Here is a 17822-nt window from a genome sequence, read left to right on the forward strand (position 1 = left end):
AAAAAAGACAGACAGAGGTTTACTCATCGTCATACTGAGGGCCGGCATAATTATCGAAACGCGACCACTGGCCGTTAAAGGTCAGTCGCACGGTGCCGATCGGGCCGTTACGTTGTTTACCAATGATAATTTCCGCGATGCCTTTAAGATCGCTGTTCTCGTGATAAACCTCATCACGGTAAATGAACATGATCAAGTCGGCATCCTGTTCGATGGATCCGGACTCACGCAGGTCGGAGTTGACCGGGCGTTTATCGGCGCGCTGTTCCAGCGAGCGGTTCAGCTGCGACAGCGCCACCACCGGCACCTGCAGCTCTTTCGCCAGCGCCTTCAGCGAGCGGGAGATTTCGGCGATCTCAAGGGTACGGTTGTCGGAGAGCGACGGCACGCGCATCAGCTGCAGGTAGTCGATCATGATAAGCCCGATGCCGCCGTGCTCGCGGGCGATACGCCGCGCGCGGGAGCGCACTTCCGTCGGCGTCAGGCCGGAGGAGTCATCGATATAGATATTGCGTTTTTCCAGCAGGATGCCCATGGTGCCGGAGATCCGCGCCCAGTCTTCATCGTCCAGTTGACCGGTACGAATGCGGGTCTGATCGACGCGCGACAGCGAGGCCAGAGAACGCATCATGATCTGTTCCGAGGGCATCTCAAGACTGAAGATGAGTACCGGCTTATCCTGCAGCATTGCCGCGTTTTCCACGAGGTTCATCGCGAAGGTCGTTTTACCCATCGACGGACGGGCGGCGACGATAATCAGATCCGACGGCTGCAGGCCAGCGGTCTTTTTGTTGAGGTCGTCGTAGCCGGTATTCACCCCGGTGACACCGTCATGCGGCTGCTGGAACAGCTGTTCGATACGGGCGACGGTGGCATCAAGCACATCGGCGATGTTTTTCGGCCCTTCGTCTTTATTGGCCCGGCTTTCGGCGATTTTGAAAACCCGGGATTCGGCGAGATCGAGCAGATCTTCGCTGGTTCGCCCCTGCGGGTCGAAGCCGGCTTCGGCGATCTCGTTGGCCACCGAAATCATCTCGCGCACCACCGCGCGTTCGCGCACGATGTCAGCATAGGCGCTGATGTTCGCCGCGCTGGGCGTGTTTTTGGACAGTTCGGCCAGGTAGGCGAAGCCGCCGACGCTGTCCAGCTGCCCCTGACGCTCCAGCGACTCCGCAAGGGTGATCAGGTCAATCGGGCTACCTGACTCCTGCAGACGCGCCATCTCGGTAAAGATATGACGATGCGGACGAGTATAGAAATCTTCCGACACCACGCGTTCGGCGACGTCGTCCCAGCGCTCGTTATCCAGCATTAAACCGCCCAACACCGACTGCTCCGCTTCAATCGAGTGCGGCGGGACTTTCAGCCCGGCGAGCTGCGGATCGCGTTCGCGGGTTTCTGTCTGTGGTTTGTTGAAGGGTTTATTTCCTGCCATAGCCTAACATTTCACCGATACGGAAAAGAGCGTGACAGTATAGCGAGAAAGCCATTGCCGCTAAAGAACCCATTAAGCGTGGCAGGCCTGAGGCGGATAAGAAAATCCGTCGCTGCCGCCGCAGGCTGTTAAGCTTACTGGATAATCTCAGAACAACACAGGAGCGAACATGGCAACACGCATCGAATTTTCAAAACACGGCGGGCCGGAGGTGCTTCAGGCGGTTGAGTTCACGCCCCGCGATCCTGCGGAACATGAAATTCAGGTCGAAAACAAAGCCATCGGTATCAACTATATCGACACCTATGTTCGTAGCGGCCTCTATCCGCCACCATCGCTGCCGAGCGGTCTGGGCACCGAGGCAGCCGGCGTCGTCAGTAAAGTTGGCCATGGGGTAACGCACATTAAGGTAGGCGATCGGGTGGTGTACGCGCAGTCGGCGCTCGGCGCCTACAGCACGGTACACAATGTGCTGGCCGACAAAGCCGCGGTCCTGCCGGACGCCATCTCTTTCGAACAGGCCGCGGCATCGTTCCTGAAAGGATTGACGGTCTGGTATCTGCTGCGCAAAACCTATGAAATTAAGCCTAATGAAGTGTTCCTGTTTCACGCGGCCGCCGGCGGCGTGGGGCTGATTGCCTGTCAGTGGGCGAAAGCGCTGGGCGCGAAACTTATCGGCACCGTCGGCAGCGCGCAGAAAGCGCAGCGTGCCAAAGAGGCTGGCGCCTGGCAGGTAATTAACTATCGCGAAGAGCAAATCGTGGAGCGACTCAAGGCGCTTACCGACGGTAAGAAAGTGGCCGTGGTCTACGACTCGGTGGGGAAAGATACCTGGGAAGCCTCTCTGGACTGCCTGCAGCGACGCGGCCTGATGGTCAGCTTTGGCAACTCCTCCGGCCCGGTGACCGGCGTCAATCTGGGGATCCTGAATCAGAAAGGTTCTCTGTACGTCACCCGCCCATCGCTGCAGGGCTATATCACCAACCGGGAAGAGCTGGCGGAAGCCTGCAGTGAACTGTTTTCACTGATCGCCAGTGGGATAATCAAAGTGGACGTGCCCGAGAGTCAGACCTATCCGCTGACCGAGGCCCGTCAGGCGCATGAAGTTCTGGAAAGCCGGGTAACTCAGGGGTCTAGTCTGCTGCTGCCGTAAGCGGACAAAGGGACAAAAGTTTAGGGCTTCCACCTGGGAAGCCCTTACTTTTTTTTAGTTCGGCTGTATGTAGGGTACAGCGCGATGAATTCGTTAACGCGCTAATAGTGACAGATTTGCTCAGTAATGCCTACGCGGTTGTCTGCAAAATTGTTCAGGTTGTGACAGACCCCTCAATACCTTAGTAACGCCAACGGTTATTGTCGCGAAAAGCGTTTCCGTTCGGGGATTTCAGCGCCCGAATAATCCACACCACCACCACGGCCAGCAGCAGCCACGGCAGTAATTTGATCATCAAGGCAAACAACCCGCCGACGAACATCAGCGCGGTAGCGACCACGATAGCCGCGATAATCCCCAGCAGCGATACGCCGGTCACCAACAGCATGACAAAAAATCCAATGACAAATAGCAGTTCCAGCATGGTTCTCTCCCCAACGAATGAATACTTCACTCTGCAGGTATTACAAAAAGCATGCCAAACATAAACATTTGACTTTAAAAGAAAACGCCCCGCGTCAGTGCGCGAGGCGTGGTCAATTTCACCAGGTTTTCGTCAGAAATTAACGTTTATCGGCCACCAGCTTCAGAGCATGCTCCAGCACCGCAATATCGGCGCCGGCTTTATGCGCGTTCTCGCTCAGGTAGCGACGCCACTGGCGAGCGCCGGGGATGCCCTGAAACAGCCCCAGCATATGGCGGGTAATATGGCCCAGATAGGTGCCATTGCTGAGCTCGCGCTCAATATACGGGTACATGGCTCGCACCACCGCCACCGGATCGGCATCCGCGCCGGCGATGCCGAAAATTTCGCGGTCGACCGAGGCCAGAATACCCGGGTTCTGATAGGCCTCACGCCCGACCATCACCCCATCCATATGCTCAAGCTGCAGTCTGGCTTCGTCCAGCGATTTGATCCCGCCGTTAATCGCCATCGTCAGGTGGGGGAAGTCGCGCTTCAGCTGCCAGACGCGGGGGTAATCCAGCGGCGGGATCTCGCGGTTCTCTTTTGGGCTCAGGCCGGAGAGCCAGGCTTTGCGGGCGTGAATAATAAACATCTCACACTCGCCCTTGCCGGAGACCGTCTCAATGAATTCGCATAGAAACTCATAGCTATCCTGATCGTCAATCCCGATACGGGTTTTCACCGTGACCGGAATCGACACCACATCGCGCATCGCCTTGATGCAGTCGGCCACCAGTGGCGCATTGCCCATCAGACAGGCGCCAAACATCCCGTTCTGCACGCGGTCGGAGGGGCAGCCGACGTTGAGATTGATCTCATCGTAGCCACGCGCTTCAGCCAGCTTCGCGCACTGCGCCAGGGCCTGCGGATCGCTGCCGCCGAGCTGCAGAGCAACCGGGTGCTCTTCTTCGCTATAGGCCAGATAGTCACCTTTGCCGTGAATAATCGCCCCCGTGGTCACCATTTCGGTATACAGCAGCGTATGCCGCGACAGCAGCCGCAGGAAGTAGCGGCAGTGTCGGTCAGTCCAGTCGAGCATCGGCGCGATGGAGAAGCGGTGAGCAGGGAAAACAGGTGACGTTGATTCAGGCATCATGGCGAATAAATAAGCATCCGGGTAAAAAGGGGCGCTACTATAGCACAAAGATAAACCACAGGCGCATAGTGCGCCGCGCTTCGCCCCTTCCCCGGGTCGATTACTTTTTCCGCGGCTTGCCGTCGTGTGGACCGAAGAATTGCGGCGGATGGTCAACCCAGCGATCCTGGCGCGTCGCGGCATAGCCTGGATTGAGCGGATAATAGATGCGGTTGTATTTCTTGTTGGCCTCGCCCACCACCAGCAGACGAACCTCCTGCTCGGTGTTATTGAGAAAAGTGTGGCAGATACCGGTACCCGCGGGAAAACCCACGCTGTCCCCTGGCTCCAGCTTCCAGAGATAGCCGTTTATCCACACTTCCGGATAGCCCTCCAGCACGTAGATGAACTCTTCCTCATCGCTCTCCGCGTGAGGGTACGAGGTGCGCCGCCCGGGCGGCAGTCGCTCGTGGTGGATCCCCAGCCGGTTGAGACGTAAACCGCGCCCCAGCGGCGCGCCAATCGAAAAACGCTCCGGGCTGTCGGGATAAGTGGCATCGTCGGGCCCTTCCAGTTCGCGCCAGTGGCGAATGCAATCAGGTCGTTTCATCGTTTTCTCCCGAAAATGAGACACTTCAGATATAGCATACCCAGGGTCATGCGTGTTGCGATTAAATCGGGCAGGACGGTTTTAGCGATCGACTAAGGCGTAGTCTGCACGAAAGTCAGCGGCCAGCACCCGGAACTGGCGCAGGTACCGACAATCTGAAGTATGACCCGTATCACCTGCCGGCTCTCGGTGTTTTCTGAGGAACGTGATAAAGTAACAGATTCAAATTCACGCAACCCGAGGATGCTCATGGATAAGACCCCTTCGCAAGAGATGTTAGCGCATGCTGAAAAGCTATGCGCGCAGCGCGGCGTACGCCTGACCCCACAGCGTCTGGAGGTGTTGCGCCTGATGAGCCTGCAACAAGGGGCGATCAGCGCCTACGATCTGCTGGATCTCCTGCGTGACAAAGAGCCGCAGGCTAAACCGCCGACGGTTTACCGCGCGCTGGAGTTTTTACTCGAGCAGGGCTTTGTTCATAAGGTTGAATCGACCAACAGCTATGTGCTGTGCCATCTCTTTGACCAGCCGACCCATAGCTCAGCCATGTTTATCTGTGACCGCTGTGGCGTGGTGAAGGAAGAGGCGGCGGAAGGGGTGGAAGATATCATGCATACGTTAGCGGCCAGAATGGGCTTTGCCCTGCGCCACAACGTGATTGAAGCTCACGGCCTTTGTGCAGACTGCGTGGAAGTCGAAGCCTGCAGCACGCCGGGACACTGCCAGCACGACCATTCCATTCAGCTGAAAAAGAAAGCCCGCTGAGCGTCAGCCGCAGCGGGAAACAGGGTTAACGGCGCATCCTTACGCCATTCAGACAGGCACTAACACAAATGCTTTATTCTTTGAGCCACGGAACGCTACCAGCGGTAGTCGTTTTTATGCTCCCAGTCTGAGACTTCTTTCTCAGCCTGATCCTTCGCATAGCCGTACCGTTCCTGAATTTTACCGACCAGCTGATCGCGCTTACCTTCGATCACGGTCATATCATCATCGGTAAGTTTGCCCCACTGTTCCTTGGCTTTACCTTTCAACTGTTTCCAGTTACCGCCGATTTCGTCTTTATTCATGATAACGTCCTCATCATTCGGTGGGTTTACAGCCCGTTTTGTACCGGACATGGTATTAACTATAGATGAGAATGCTGGTACCGATTCGTTATTCGGAATTTTTAACCATCATACCGATGGGTAAGGCTGAGGCGATTTTCCCGGCTTGCGCTACGCTGAGCCGGGCTACTGAGTTGCCCCGGTAAGCGGCGCGCAACCGCGGGAATTCATAGATGGCCGTGATGAACGGCAATGACTAGCTAAACCAGGTGCCGTGTCGCCAGTGGCGACGCCAGATCAGCGCCAGAGACAGGCCGCGCAGGGCGAGGAACACCGCCAGCGCCAGCCACAGACCGTGGTTACCGAGCAGCGGGACCGAAAGCAGCGTTACAGCAAACCCCGCCGCGGCGACCGCCATGCTGTTCCGCATCTCCGCGCCGCGTGTGGCGCCGATAAACATGCCGTCCAGCAGATAGCACCAGACGCCCACCACCGGCAGGATGGCCTGCCAGATCAGATAGCGATCGGCCAGCTGCTGCAGAGAAGGCAGCGAGGTTAACAACGCGATGATGTACTCCCCCGCCAGGCTATAAATCAGGGCAAACGCCAGCGCCACCATGCCAGACTGCCGGCAGGCCGCCCGCCAGACTTCCAGCAGCTGGCTGCCGTCGCGCGCGCCGTAGGCCTGGCCGGAGTGGGCCTCCACGGCATAGGCAAAACCATCCAGCGCATAGGCGGTAAAGGTCAGCATGGTCATCAGTACCGCATTGACCGCCACAATGTCGCTGCCCAGACGCGCGCCGTACACGGTCAGCGCGCCAAAGCACAGCTGTAGCAGCAGGGAACGCAGCATGATGTCCCGATTCAACGCCAGCAGACGGCGCAGATCCCCGCGCCAGGCGTTTTTCAGCATTGCCAGCGACACGCCGCGCAGCGTCAGCACCCGCTTCGCCATCATCAGGCCAATAATGAGAGTGGCATACTCCGCGGTGACCGTGGCCAGCGCCGCCCCCTGGACGTTCATCCGCAGGCCCATCACCAGCCACAGGTCGAGCACAATATTGAGCAGATTACCGACCACCAGCAGAATCACCGGCGCCCGGGCGTACTGGACTCCCAGCAGCCAGCCGAGCAGCACCAGATTGGCCAGCGAGGCGGGGGCGCTGAGCCAGCGGATTTCGAGAAACCGTCTCGCCTGCTCAAGCACCGCCTCACTGCCGCCGACAATATGCAGAGCGAGGTTAATCAGCGGCAGGCGAAACAGGATGATGAGAACCCCGGCGCCCAGCGCCAGAGCCAGCGGCTGCACCAGCGCCCGCGCCAGTCGCAGCGGATCTTTGGCACCCCAGGCCTGAGCGGTGAGCCCGGTGGTGCTCATGCGCAAAAACAGCAGCAGCATGAAGAGGAAACTGGTAGCCGTCGCCCCAACCGCGACGCCGCCGAGGTATACCGGGCTGTCAAGATGGCCGATCACCGCGGTATCCACCAGCCCCAGCAGCGGGACGGTGATATTGGAGAAAATCATCGGGATCGCAAGGCGCCACAGCGCTTTATCGGCAGCGTTGAGCAGCATGTTCGGAGACCTGATTGAGGACAAACGTCGCAGCGTCATGCATCAGATGACGCTGCACAGGGGCAGGCGTTACAGCCATTCTCCATTACGGATCACGCCAACGGCCAGACCCTCAATGGTAAAACTCTGCTGACGCAGATCGACAACGATAGGGGTAAATTCGCTGTTTTCCGGCAACAGTTCGACGACGTTACCCTGCTTTTTCAGGCGCTTCACCGTCACTTCGTCGTCAATGCGCGCTACCACTACCTGGCCGTTACGCACGTCCTGGGTTTTGTGGACCGCCAGCAGATCGCCATCAAGGATACCGATGTCTTTCATCGACATGCCGCTGACGCGCAGCAGGAAATCCGCGTTGGGTTTAAACATCGACGGGTCGACCTGATAGTGCCCCTCAATGTGCTGCTGCGCCAGCAGCGGCTCGCCGGCGGCGACGCGGCCGATCAGCGGCAGGCCATGTTCTTCTTCCGTCAGCAGGCGGATACCGCGAGAAGCACCGGAGACGATCTCGATCGCGCCTTTACGCGCCAGCGCTTTCAGGTGTTCTTCCGCCGCGTTTGGGGAACGGAACCCCAAGCGCTGAGCAATTTCCGCACGCGTCGGCGGCATGCCCGTCTGGCTGATATGATCCCGAATGAGATCAAACACCTCTTGCTGCCTGGTCGTTAACGCTTTCATTCCGCCCCCTGGGTGTATATACAGTTATGCTGTGAGTATATACAGCTACCGGTGATTTTGGAACCACATGGCACACAAAAATCGGCAGATTGTTTATATTTTGCGAGGCTTAGCGAAGAACGTTAATGATAATGGCTCCACAGCAGCGTTCCCCAGGTGATCAGTGCGATGATAATCGCCAGCAGGACCGCCGCCGATCCCATGTCTTTGGCGCGCCCTGAAAGCTCATGATATTCCGAGCCTATACGGTCCACGACCGCCTCAATCGCGCTGTTGAGAATTTCGACTATCATCACTAGCAGGACCGACCCAATCAGCAATACGCGGGTAATGGCGTCGACGTCCAGCCAGCAGGCTATCGCGACGGCCACGATGGCGGCGATACCTTCCTGACGAAACGCGGCCTCGTTGATCCACGCTGCGCGAAATCCTTTCCAGGAGTAACCTGCCGCCTTAATGATTCGGGTTAACCCGGTGGTATTATTGGCCATCACAAAACCTTTTTACGTAAATGACGTCGATGAGTGTACGCGTTTGCCGCGTGGTAACGGAAATTTTGCCCACTTTCTGTTATTCTTGCCGCGCATTTGCATGATTAACCAGAGGCTTCACATCGTTTATGTCCGGCTGGCAACGAATTTACTATAAATTACTGAATTTACCATTACGGGTGCTGGTAAAAAGCAAGTCTATTCCGGCAGAGCCTGCCCAGGAATTAGGACTCGATACCTCGCGTCCGGTCATGTACGTCCTGCCCTATAATTCCAAGGCGGACCTGCTGACGCTGCGCGCCCAATGCCTGGCGCATGATTTACCCGATCCGCTTGAACCGCTGGAGATCGACGGCGCGCTGCTGCCGCGTTACGTATTCATCCACGGTGGGCCGCGCGTATTTACCTATTACACGCCAAAAGAAGAGTCCATCAAGCTGTTCCACGACTACCTCGATCTGCACCGCAACCATCCGGACCTCGATGTGCAAATGGTGCCGGTCTCGGTGATGTTCGGCCGCTCGCCGGGTCGTGAGAAAGGGGAAGTCAATCCGCCGCTGCGGATGCTGAACGGTATCCAGAAATTTTTCGCCGTCTCCTGGCTCGGCCGCGACAGTTTCGTGCGTTTCTCGCCTTCCGTGTCGCTGCGCCGCATGGCGGATGAGCACGGTACCGATAAGATCATCGCCCAGAAGCTGGCTCGCGTCGCCCGGATGCACTTTGCCCGCCAGCGCCTGGCCGCCGTCGGCCCGCGTCTGCCGGCCCGCCAGGATCTGTTTAATAAACTGCTGGCCTCGAAAGCGATTGCCCGCGCGGTGGAAGACGAAGCGCGCAGCAAGAAAATTTCGCATGAGAAGGCTCAGCAGAACGCTATCGCGCTGATGGAAGAGATTGCCGCGAACTTCTCGTACGAGATGATCCGCCTGACCGACCGCATTCTCGGCTTCACCTGGAACCGCCTGTACCAGGGGATCAACGTGCATAACGCCGAGCGCGTGCGCCAGCTGGCTCACGACGGCCATGAGATTGTCTATGTCCCCTGCCACCGCAGCCACATGGACTATCTGCTGCTCTCCTACGTCCTGTATCATCAGGGCCTGGTGCCACCGCATATCGCGGCGGGCATCAACCTCAACTTCTGGCCAGCCGGGCCGATCTTCCGCCGCCTGGGCGCGTTCTTCATCCGCCGCACCTTTAAGGGCAACAAGCTCTACTCCACGGTGTTCCGCGAATATCTTGGCGAGCTGTTCAGCCGCGGCTATTCCGTCGAGTATTTCGTCGAAGGCGGCCGCTCCCGTACCGGCCGTCTGCTCGATCCGAAGACCGGTACGCTGTCGATGACCATCCAGGCGATGCTGCGCGGCGGCACCCGGCCGATCACTCTGGTGCCTATCTACATCGGCTATGAACACGTGATGGAAGTAGGCACCTACGCTAAAGAGCTGCGCGGCGCCACCAAAGAGAAAGAGAGCCTGCCGCAGATGGTGCGTGGCTTGAGCAAGCTGCGCAACCTTGGCCAGGGCTATGTCAACTTCGGCGAACCACTGCCGCTGATGACCTACCTTAACCACCATGTGCCGGAGTGGCGGGAAGCCATCGACCCGATCGAAGCCATCCGCCCTTCCTGGCTGACGCCAACGGTGAACAACATCGCCGCTGACCTGATGGTGCGCATCAACAACGCCGGCGCGGCCAACGCCATGAACCTGTGCTGCACGGCGCTGCTGGCCTCGCGTCAGCGTTCACTGACCCGGGAGCAGCTCACCCAACAGCTGGAGTGCTACCTCGCGCTGCTGCGCAATGTGCCCTATTCGCCAGATGCGACGACACCTTCCGCTTCGGCCAGCGAGCTTATCGACCACGCGCTGCAAATGAACAAGTTCGAAGTGGAGAAGGACACCATCGGCGATATCATCATCCTGCCGCGCGAGCAGGCGGTGCTGATGACCTACTATCGCAACAACATCGCCCATATGCTGGTGATACCGTCGCTGTTAGCCGCCCTGGTGACTCAGCATCGTCAGCTCAGCCGCACCGAAGTGCTGCGCCATGTCGAAACGCTGTATCCGTTCCTCAAGGCCGAGCTGTTCCTGCGCTGGGAGAAAGCAGAGCTGGCCGGGGTGGTGGATGCATTGATTGCCGAGATGCTGCGTCAGGAGCTGATCGTCGTCGATGGCGAGGTGATGAGCCTCAATCCGTCGCACTCTCGCTCCCTGCAACTGCTGGCCGCGGGCGCGCGCGAGACGCTGCAGCGCTATGCCATCACCTTCTGGCTGCTGAGCGCCAACCCGTCAATCAACCGCAGTTCGCTGGAAAAAGAGAGTCGTACCGTGGCCCAGCGCCTGTCGGTGCTGCATGGCATTAACGCGCCGGAGTTCTTCGACAAAGCGGTGTTCAGCACCCTGGTGCTGACCCTGCGCGATGAAGGCTACATTAGCGACACCGGCGATGCCGAGCCGGAAGAGACCCTGAAGGTTTATCGGATGCTGGCGGACTTGATTACGTCGGATGTGCGGCTGACGATTGAAAGCGTCACGCAGGATGACGCGTAACGCGGTGTTTTCTGCCCTCGCTTCCCCCCGATACACCGGGGGGAAGCTGACAGGGGATTACAGGTAGCTCATCGCCAGGCCCAGGAATAGCACCAGCCCGACGTAGTTATTGTTCATAAACGCTTTGAAGCAGTTATCGCGCTCGCGATTGAAGATAAGCTTCTGCTGCCAGCCAAACAGACCTGCCGCGACAAACAACGACCAGTAGTATTCCCAGCCCAGCCCATTCAGCCAGCCCACCGCGCCCATCAGCGCCAGCACGGCCACCTGCAGGATACCGATAATCAGACGATCGTTTTCGCCGAACAGGATCGCCGTGGACTTGATGCCGATCTTCACGTCGTCATCGCGATCCACCATCGCATACTGGGTATCGTAGGCCACCGCCCACAGAATGTTGGCGAGGAACATCAGCCAGCAGCTCAGCGGCAGCGATTCGCTAACGGCCGAGAAGGCCATCGGGATCGACCAGCCAAAGGCGGCCCCCAGCACCACCTGCGGCAGATGAGTGTAGCGCTTCATAAACGGGTAGACCCATGCCAGGGCCAGCGCCGCGACCGACAGCAGAATGGTCATGGTGTTGAGGGTGAGCACCAGCAGGAAGGAGAGCAACACCAGAACGATAAACAGCGTTCGCGCCTCTTTCTCGGTAACGTCGCCGCTCGGTAGCGGACGACGGGCGGTACGCTTTACGTGACCATCAAATTTTCGATCGGCATAGTCATTCACCACGCAGCCGGCGGCGCGCATCAGCCAGACGCCGGCGACGAATACCGCCAGGATCCACAGCGGCGGGACGCCCGGCGAGGCCACCCACAGCGCCCACAGCGTCGGCCACAGCAGCAGCAAAGCGCCGATCGGTTTGTCAGTGCGCATCAGGCGATGAAACGCCAACAGCTTATTCTGCGACAGACTCCACTCCATTTTTTCTTCCTCTTAGTACAACGGCGACGCAGGCAAAAACAGCTCGGTCAGCAGCAGGGGTTTGCCGCTCAGCCGCAGGCGGGAACGACGCCCCCACAGCGCTGCATCGCGACCAATTTCAATAAAATCGCGGGTTAATGTCGACGACGTGAACAGGTATCGGCCCAGCGGGATCTGCCCGAGCTGCTGTAGCGCCAGCTCCGGACCACACAGTGTCGACTCCGGCACCACCGTGCGCCCGGCCAGCCAGGGTTCGCCATCGGCATTGAGTATAATCTCCCGCAGCCAGTAGCGCGGCTCGTCAGGTAGCAGCGCCGCTTCGTCAGTCAGCGCCTCACGCTCAATATACCCTTCGTTAATCAGGGTCACGGTGACCTGCTTTCCTTGTTGCTCAAAGCGCTGGGTCATTGAGTCCTCCAGCAGCAGCCAGTCACTCAGGGGCGGCGCCAGGGATGGCATAACGGCAAAATAGCGCAGCGCACGCAGTCGCGTAAGCGCAGGATGGGACATGCCTGATTCTCCGGTACATAACGTGAAAGCATTGTATCGCAGAATAGGCGGTTGGTGGCGGGCAAACGTCAATATACGATCATTCACGCAACAGCCATGCAACAGGCTGCCGCGCGTGCAAAAAAAGGTGCATCCCGAAGGATGCACCTAAAGGCTGTGCCTAAACATCAGCATTGTGGGGAGACGATTACCCCTTGCCTTTTACACTGCTGATAAAGGTGGAACGAGCGGATTTCGAGCCGAGGCGCTCAGCTTCGTTCATCAATTTCAGGGCTTTGTCGATGTCACCTTGTTTCACCGCCTGCTTAATACCGTTGTTGAAGTAGGTTTCGGTATCGCTGAGCATCGGTTCGCTTTTGGCTGCCGGTGCAGCAGCAGCAGCGGCGGCTGGCGCGGCCACCGGCGCGGCGGTATTGCCTACGGTGACCGGACCCGGGCCGGAGGAGCCGAACAGCGGGCCCACCAGCACGCTGGAGGTGCTATTGGTTTTCACTTTCAGCTTCAGCACGCCATCGGTGGTATGTTTAGCGATCGGATCCGGGATATCCGGGGCCGCATTGCCGGCGCCTTTGGCATAGGCTTTCGCCGGATCCAGTAGGGTCGTGGTCTGCTGGAGATCTTTTTCAGTGGTAAACACCAGCACATAGAGTTTTTGCTGGCCCAGCGCCGGGGTCAGGCGCATCACGCCGCCCAGGCGGTCAGCGGTCATGACGCCCGGCTGCTGATAGGTAAAGTAGTTGCTGGGGAAGAACGCCGCTGGCGTCATGTTCTGATCCAGAATCAGCACGTTCGGCGCAAAAATCTGCTTATGTTTGTTCAGTTCGCTGTCGAGCGTCAGGGTCAGCTCACCGATATTGGCCGGTACGCTCCAGGCGGCGACCGGTCCGACGATCCCCGGGACATCCAGGCGTTGACCGCCGGTGGTTAAATCAACGCTCTGCGTCTTTGATTGATCGGCAGGCGTCCAGATCAGCTGCTGCAGCGCGCTGGCTGGAATAGACGGCGCGGCGCTGGTGTTCTGCGGTACAAAGTTAACATCGGCAAGGCTCATCCCCGGCACGCATGCCAACATCCCTGCGGATAAACACAGAGCGACGAGAGTTTTCTTCATTTTCATTCTTCTCACCTTGGATAGCATCGGTTTAGCGGTAGCCAGGCAATAGCGCGCTAACCCTGAATAGTCAGGAGGGGCTGACGCCCCTCCCAGGTTACACCCGTCCTGCGGACGGTATTACCACCACACTTCCATCTGGGCACCGAAGGTAACTTCGCTGTCGTCACCGCGGCTGGAGGTGTACATGCCGCTTCCGCTGCTGTCTTTGGTCTGCAGACCGGAGGCGTTGCTGTAACCCCAGTTTTCATCCCACTTCGCGTAGGTTGCGAAAATACGGATAGCCGGACGAGACCAGACGCTGTTGCCTGCCTGCCACTGTTGAGCCAGAGTAATTTTGTACTGGTTGTTGTTTTCGCTGGTACGCTGGGATTTCACGTTGTCGTAACCGATTTCCAGCTGGGTGCTCATGATCGGCGTCCATTTGTACATCGGACGGACACCCACGGTGTACCAGGTCGAACCGTTTTTGCTGTCCAGGTCCACGTCCTGGTACATCGCCACATACATCAGGCCCCAGTCATCGTTGAAGTCCATCGCACCGTGATCCAGAACGCGGATCATGCTGCCGTTGTTATCGATGCTGGTCCCTTGAGAGTGGCCGCTGTTCCAGGAGGTCATTGCGTCGGTCGCGTACTGAACGACAAACTTGTTGAAGCCGCCCCAGATGGACTGAGTATGTTCACCGGTCCACATCCAGCCGTCTTTCGACGCGCCGTCTTCCAGGCGGTAGTCATCCTGCGGGTTCGCACGGCCGTAATCGACGCCTAACTCCAGCACGCCGCCCGGGTTGGTTTCCAGGCCCGCCAGACGGATGTCAAAGACGTCGTTGGCCGTTTTCGCTGCATATTTTTTGGTGTCATCGCTGGAGAAGGTATAAGAACCGCCGCTTTCTGAGTTACGGGTAGCGGCCAGAGAGAGCTTACCGAAGCCAAGGTCAACGTTTTCCAGACCTGCACCCGGGCCGGAGATATCCCAGTAGTAGAAGTCGATCATGTGAACGTCATGACGCTGATAGAAGCGTTTACCCGCCCACAGCGTGGAGCCCGGCAGCCAGTCGATCAGGTTTTTACCCTGGATGTTGGCTTCACGGAACGCCGGAGAGGTGCTTTCCCAGTCATCTTCCTGATTCACGGAATAGGCAACGTTAGTATCGAAATAAAAACTCTTATCCCCTTCTTTCCACAGTTCCTGGCCCAGCTTCAGTTCCGCATAGGTTTCACATTCGTTACCAAGACGGTATTTACTTTGAGCACCGGTCGCTTTGAAGCACTGTTGCTCGCCGCCGCTGCCGGTCCAGCCAATGCCGGAACGCGCGTAGCCATGGAAATCGACAGCCAGCGCCTGAGCAGACATTACGCCTGCTGCGACGGCGACCGCCAGAGGAAGTTTGCGCAGAGTAATCATCATTCTATCTCCTGAGATCATTGCTTTTCTTTGAACGCTTCGCCGGTGTACCGCCTGCCGGGTTCGCGCCTTTTTTTAATGGGAAGCCTTACACGCCCGGCTCTTTATGCAGCCGACGACAAGCGGTGCCATCCTCACGGAATAAGTGGCAACGTTCTGGCGGCAAACCGATGGCGAATGTGGCTCCCTCTTCTACCAACACCACGTCGTTCTGGCGGTAAACCAGGTTCTGACGGATGGCGGGGATCTGGATATGAATTTGCGTTTCATGACCGAGCTGTTCGACGACCTGAACCTCGCCTTCGAGGGTCACATCGGCGATATCGCTGGGCAGTAAATGCTCCGGGCGGATACCTAAGGACATGTTGGCGCCCACCTGAACGTTGGCGCTGTCCACCGGCAGCCAGACTTGCTGACGGTTCGGCAGTTCTACCTGCACCTGATCGATAGCCGTTGCGGTGACTTTGACCGGCAGGAAGTTCATCTTCGGCGAACCGATAAAGCCGGCAACGAAGCGGTCAGCCGGATAGTGATAGAGCTCCAGCGGTTTCCCGACCTGCGCCACACGGCCGGCGTCCAGAACCACGATCTTGTCGGCGAGGGTCATCGCTTCCACCTGATCGTGGGTGACATAAATCATGGTGCGGGCCAGTCGCTTATGCAGACGGGAGATCTCGATACGCATCTGGACGCGCAGGGCGGCATCCAGGTTAGAGAGCGGTTCATCCAGCAGGAAGACGCTTGGCTCTGCCACCAGCGTACGACCGATCGCCACACGCTGGCGCTGACCACCGGAAAGCGCTTTCGGTTTACGCTCCAGGAGATGCGCCAGCTGTAAGACCTCAGCCACCTGAGTCACACGCTGGTTAATAACCTCTTTTTTCGCGCCGGCCAGCTTGAGGCCGAAAGACATATTTTCGGCAACGGAAAGATGGGGATAAAGCGCATATGACTGGAATACCATGCCGATGCCACGTTCGGCTGGCGGCACGTCGTTCATCCGGGTATCGCCAATAAACAGATCGCCGCTGGTGACGGTTTCCAGTCCGGCAATCATACGCAGCAGGGTGGATTTGCCGCAGCCCGACGGTCCAACAAACACGACGAACTCCCCATCCTGGATCTCGAGATTGATATCTTTAGATACCACCACGTCGCCCCAGGCTTTCGTTACATTTCGCAGCTGTACGCTCGCCATGCCCTTCTCCCTTCGTTACAACCTGTCACTTAAAGACACATTCAAGATGGGTCGACTATGCGGCATTCCTTAGGCTGGCAAATCCTCCACCCCCCGGCTTTTTTATGGGGGAGGAGATGGGAGGATGAGAGATTGCCTCTCGCCGCGGGGGATGGCGGACGCAGCGTGATTTCGTGATGGGGACGACAAAATTGGGCACTTTTTTCTGTGCTCCAGGACGCAATACGGCCGTTTTTGCAATGGAGATCACACAACCAGCGGGTGGGGCGTAGACCTGGGGAGGATGGAAAGGGGTTGTTAAAAAAGGAAACTCATCATCGTTAAGCCACCGAAGTGTATCCACGAGTACATCACCAAATAGGACGGGTATATGAAAATCAAAACTGGCGCTCGCATCCTCGCGCTGTCAGCACTGACCACGATGATGTTTTCCGCCTCTGCCCTCGCAAAAATTGAAGAAGGTAAGCTGGTTATCTGGATTAACGGCGACAAAGGCTATAACGGCCTCGCTGAAGTGGGTAAAAAGTTTGAAAAAGACACCGGCATTAAAGTTTCCGTAGAGCATCCGGACAAGCTGGAAGAGAAGTTCCCGCAGGTTGCGGCGACCGGCGACGGCCCGGACATCATCTTCTGGGCGCATGACCGTTTCGGCGGCTACGCACAGTCCGGCCTGCTGGCTGAAATCACCCCGGACAAAGCGTTCCAGGACAAACTCTATCCCTTCACCTGGGATGCCGTGCGCTTTAACGGCAAACTGATCGCCTATCCGGTGGCGGTTGAAGCCCTGTCCCTGATTTATAACAAGGACCTGGTGCCGAACCCGCCGAAAACCTGGGAAGAGATCCCGGCGCTGGATAAAGCGCTGAAAGCGAAAGGTAAGAGCGCGCTGATGTTCAACCTGCAAGAACCGTACTTCACCTGGCCGCTGATCGCTGCCGACGGCGGGTACGCCTTCAAGTTTGAAAACGGCAAATATGACGTGAAAAACGTCGGCGTAGACAGCGCAGGCGCGAAAGCGGGTCTCACCTTCCTGGTTGACCTGATCAAGAACAAGCACATGAATGCCGACACGGATTACTCCATCGCGGAAGCCGCCTTCAACAAAGGCGAAACCGCCATGACCATCAACGGTCCGTGGGCGTGGTCTAACATTGATAAGAGCAAGGTTAATTACGGCGTCGCCCTGCTGCCGACCTTTAAAGGCAAACCATCGAAACCGTTCGTTGGCGTGCTGAGCGCCGGTATCAACGCCGCCAGCCCGAACAAAGAGCTGGCGAAAGAGTTCCTCGAAAACTACCTGATGACCGATCAGGGTCTGGAAGCGGTTAACAACGACAAACCGCTGGGTGCTGTCGCGCTGAAATCCTTCCAGGAGAAACTGGAAAAAGATCCGCGCATCGCCGCCACCATGGCGAACGCCCAGAATGGCGAAATCATGCCTAACATCCCGCAGATGTCTGCCTTCTGGTATGCCGTTCGTACCGCGGTAATCAACGCCGCCAGCGGTCGCCAGACGGTCGATGCTGCACTGAAGGATGCACAGAGCCGTATCACCAAGTAAGAAAACGGCGGGTGGCGCTTGCGCTTACC

Annotated in this window: 17 protein-coding genes; 4 read left to right on the forward strand and 13 right to left on the reverse strand. The window is 57.8% G+C overall.

Annotation, left to right across the window (positions count from 1 at the left end; translation table 11 throughout):
- Window positions 1-19 precede the first annotated feature (19 nt).
- Complete coding sequence (gene dnaB / locus HMPREF3096_RS21485) at window positions 20-1435, reverse strand: replicative DNA helicase (protein WP_008807299.1); 1416 nt, start codon at window positions 1433-1435, stop codon at window positions 20-22.
- 169 nt (window positions 1436-1604) lie between these two features.
- Between dnaB and HMPREF3096_RS21490 the strand changes: the two genes are divergently transcribed.
- Entirely contained in the window at window positions 1605-2588 is a 984-nt protein-coding gene (locus HMPREF3096_RS21490) for a quinone oxidoreductase (RefSeq protein WP_032731688.1), read from the forward strand.
- 181 nt (window positions 2589-2769) lie between these two features.
- Here HMPREF3096_RS21490 and pspG read toward each other — a convergent pair whose 3' ends face one another.
- The 3 genes from pspG to HMPREF3096_RS21505 form a co-directional block, all read right to left on the reverse strand.
- Window positions 2770-3012, reverse strand: coding sequence for an envelope stress response protein PspG (gene pspG, locus HMPREF3096_RS21495; protein ID WP_012543188.1), 243 nt, complete (start codon window positions 3010-3012; stop codon window positions 2770-2772).
- A 139-nt stretch (window positions 3013-3151) separates the two neighbouring features.
- Window positions 3152-4150, reverse strand: coding sequence for a tRNA dihydrouridine(20/20a) synthase DusA (gene dusA / locus HMPREF3096_RS21500; protein WP_012543189.1), 999 nt, complete (start codon window positions 4148-4150; stop codon window positions 3152-3154).
- Window positions 4151-4250: 100 nt separating this feature from the next.
- Window positions 4251-4739: a cupin domain-containing protein gene (locus HMPREF3096_RS21505; RefSeq protein ID WP_002884935.1), complete on the reverse strand. Its 489-nt coding sequence runs from the start codon at window positions 4737-4739 to the stop codon at window positions 4251-4253.
- A gap of 249 nt (window positions 4740-4988) precedes the next feature.
- On the opposite strand from HMPREF3096_RS21505, the gene zur reads away from it, so the two are divergent.
- Window positions 4989-5504, forward strand: coding sequence for a zinc uptake transcriptional repressor Zur (gene zur / locus HMPREF3096_RS21510; protein ID WP_012543190.1), 516 nt, complete (start codon window positions 4989-4991; stop codon window positions 5502-5504).
- A 95-nt stretch (window positions 5505-5599) separates the two neighbouring features.
- On the opposite strand, the gene HMPREF3096_RS21515 is transcribed toward zur, so the two are convergent.
- The 4 genes from HMPREF3096_RS21515 to HMPREF3096_RS21530 all read right to left on the reverse strand — a co-directional run bounded on the left by HMPREF3096_RS21515 (window position 5600) and on the right by HMPREF3096_RS21530 (window position 8530).
- Window positions 5600-5809 carry a CsbD family protein gene (locus HMPREF3096_RS21515; RefSeq protein ID WP_004206293.1) on the reverse strand — a complete coding sequence of 70 codons (210 nt, stop codon included), beginning with the start codon at window positions 5807-5809 and terminating at the stop codon, window positions 5600-5602.
- Between the two features lie 235 nt (window positions 5810-6044).
- A complete protein-coding gene (dinF, locus tag HMPREF3096_RS21520) occupies window positions 6045-7361 on the reverse strand; it encodes an MATE family efflux transporter DinF (RefSeq protein WP_008807305.1) in 1317 nt (438 codons plus the stop codon).
- Between the two features lie 69 nt (window positions 7362-7430).
- Window positions 7431-8039 (reverse strand): transcriptional repressor LexA, encoded by a 609-nt coding sequence (gene lexA / locus HMPREF3096_RS21525; RefSeq protein ID WP_004206291.1) that lies wholly within the window; start codon window positions 8037-8039, stop codon window positions 7431-7433.
- 122 nt (window positions 8040-8161) lie between these two features.
- Complete coding sequence (locus HMPREF3096_RS21530) at window positions 8162-8530, reverse strand: diacylglycerol kinase (protein ID WP_008807306.1); 369 nt, start codon at window positions 8528-8530, stop codon at window positions 8162-8164.
- A 128-nt stretch (window positions 8531-8658) separates the two neighbouring features.
- Here HMPREF3096_RS21530 and plsB point away from each other — a divergent pair, with 128 nt between their 5' ends.
- Window positions 8659-11082, forward strand: coding sequence for a glycerol-3-phosphate 1-O-acyltransferase PlsB (gene plsB, locus HMPREF3096_RS21535; protein WP_008807307.1), 2424 nt, complete (start codon window positions 8659-8661; stop codon window positions 11080-11082).
- Between the two features lie 57 nt (window positions 11083-11139).
- Here the strand turns inward: plsB and ubiA are convergent, their stop codons facing one another.
- From ubiA to malK, 5 genes are all read right to left on the reverse strand, one after another.
- On the reverse strand, window positions 11140-12006 hold the full coding sequence (gene ubiA / locus HMPREF3096_RS21540; protein ID WP_008807308.1) for a 4-hydroxybenzoate octaprenyltransferase: 867 nt from the start codon (window positions 12004-12006) through the stop codon (window positions 11140-11142).
- Window positions 12007-12018: 12 nt separating this feature from the next.
- Window positions 12019-12516 (reverse strand): chorismate lyase, encoded by a 498-nt coding sequence (ubiC, locus tag HMPREF3096_RS21545; protein WP_008807309.1) that lies wholly within the window; start codon window positions 12514-12516, stop codon window positions 12019-12021.
- Window positions 12517-12703: 187 nt separating this feature from the next.
- On the reverse strand, window positions 12704-13633 hold the full coding sequence (gene malM / locus HMPREF3096_RS21550; protein ID WP_008807310.1) for a maltose operon protein MalM: 930 nt from the start codon (window positions 13631-13633) through the stop codon (window positions 12704-12706).
- Between the two features lie 114 nt (window positions 13634-13747).
- Window positions 13748-15037, reverse strand: coding sequence for a maltoporin (locus HMPREF3096_RS21555; protein WP_008807311.1), 1290 nt, complete (start codon window positions 15035-15037; stop codon window positions 13748-13750).
- 85 nt (window positions 15038-15122) lie between these two features.
- Window positions 15123-16232 carry a maltose/maltodextrin ABC transporter ATP-binding protein MalK gene (gene malK / locus HMPREF3096_RS21560; protein ID WP_008807312.1) on the reverse strand — a complete coding sequence of 370 codons (1110 nt, stop codon included), beginning with the start codon at window positions 16230-16232 and terminating at the stop codon, window positions 15123-15125.
- A gap of 370 nt (window positions 16233-16602) precedes the next feature.
- On the opposite strand from malK, the gene malE reads away from it, so the two are divergent.
- Window positions 16603-17793 (forward strand): maltose/maltodextrin ABC transporter substrate-binding protein MalE, encoded by a 1191-nt coding sequence (malE, locus tag HMPREF3096_RS21565; RefSeq protein WP_008807313.1) that lies wholly within the window; start codon window positions 16603-16605, stop codon window positions 17791-17793.
- The last annotated feature ends 29 nt before the right edge of the window (window positions 17794-17822 follow it).

The sequence above is a fragment of the Klebsiella sp. HMSC25G12 genome, from assembly GCF_001807705.1.
Lineage (GTDB): Bacteria > Pseudomonadota > Gammaproteobacteria > Enterobacterales > Enterobacteriaceae > Klebsiella > Klebsiella variicola.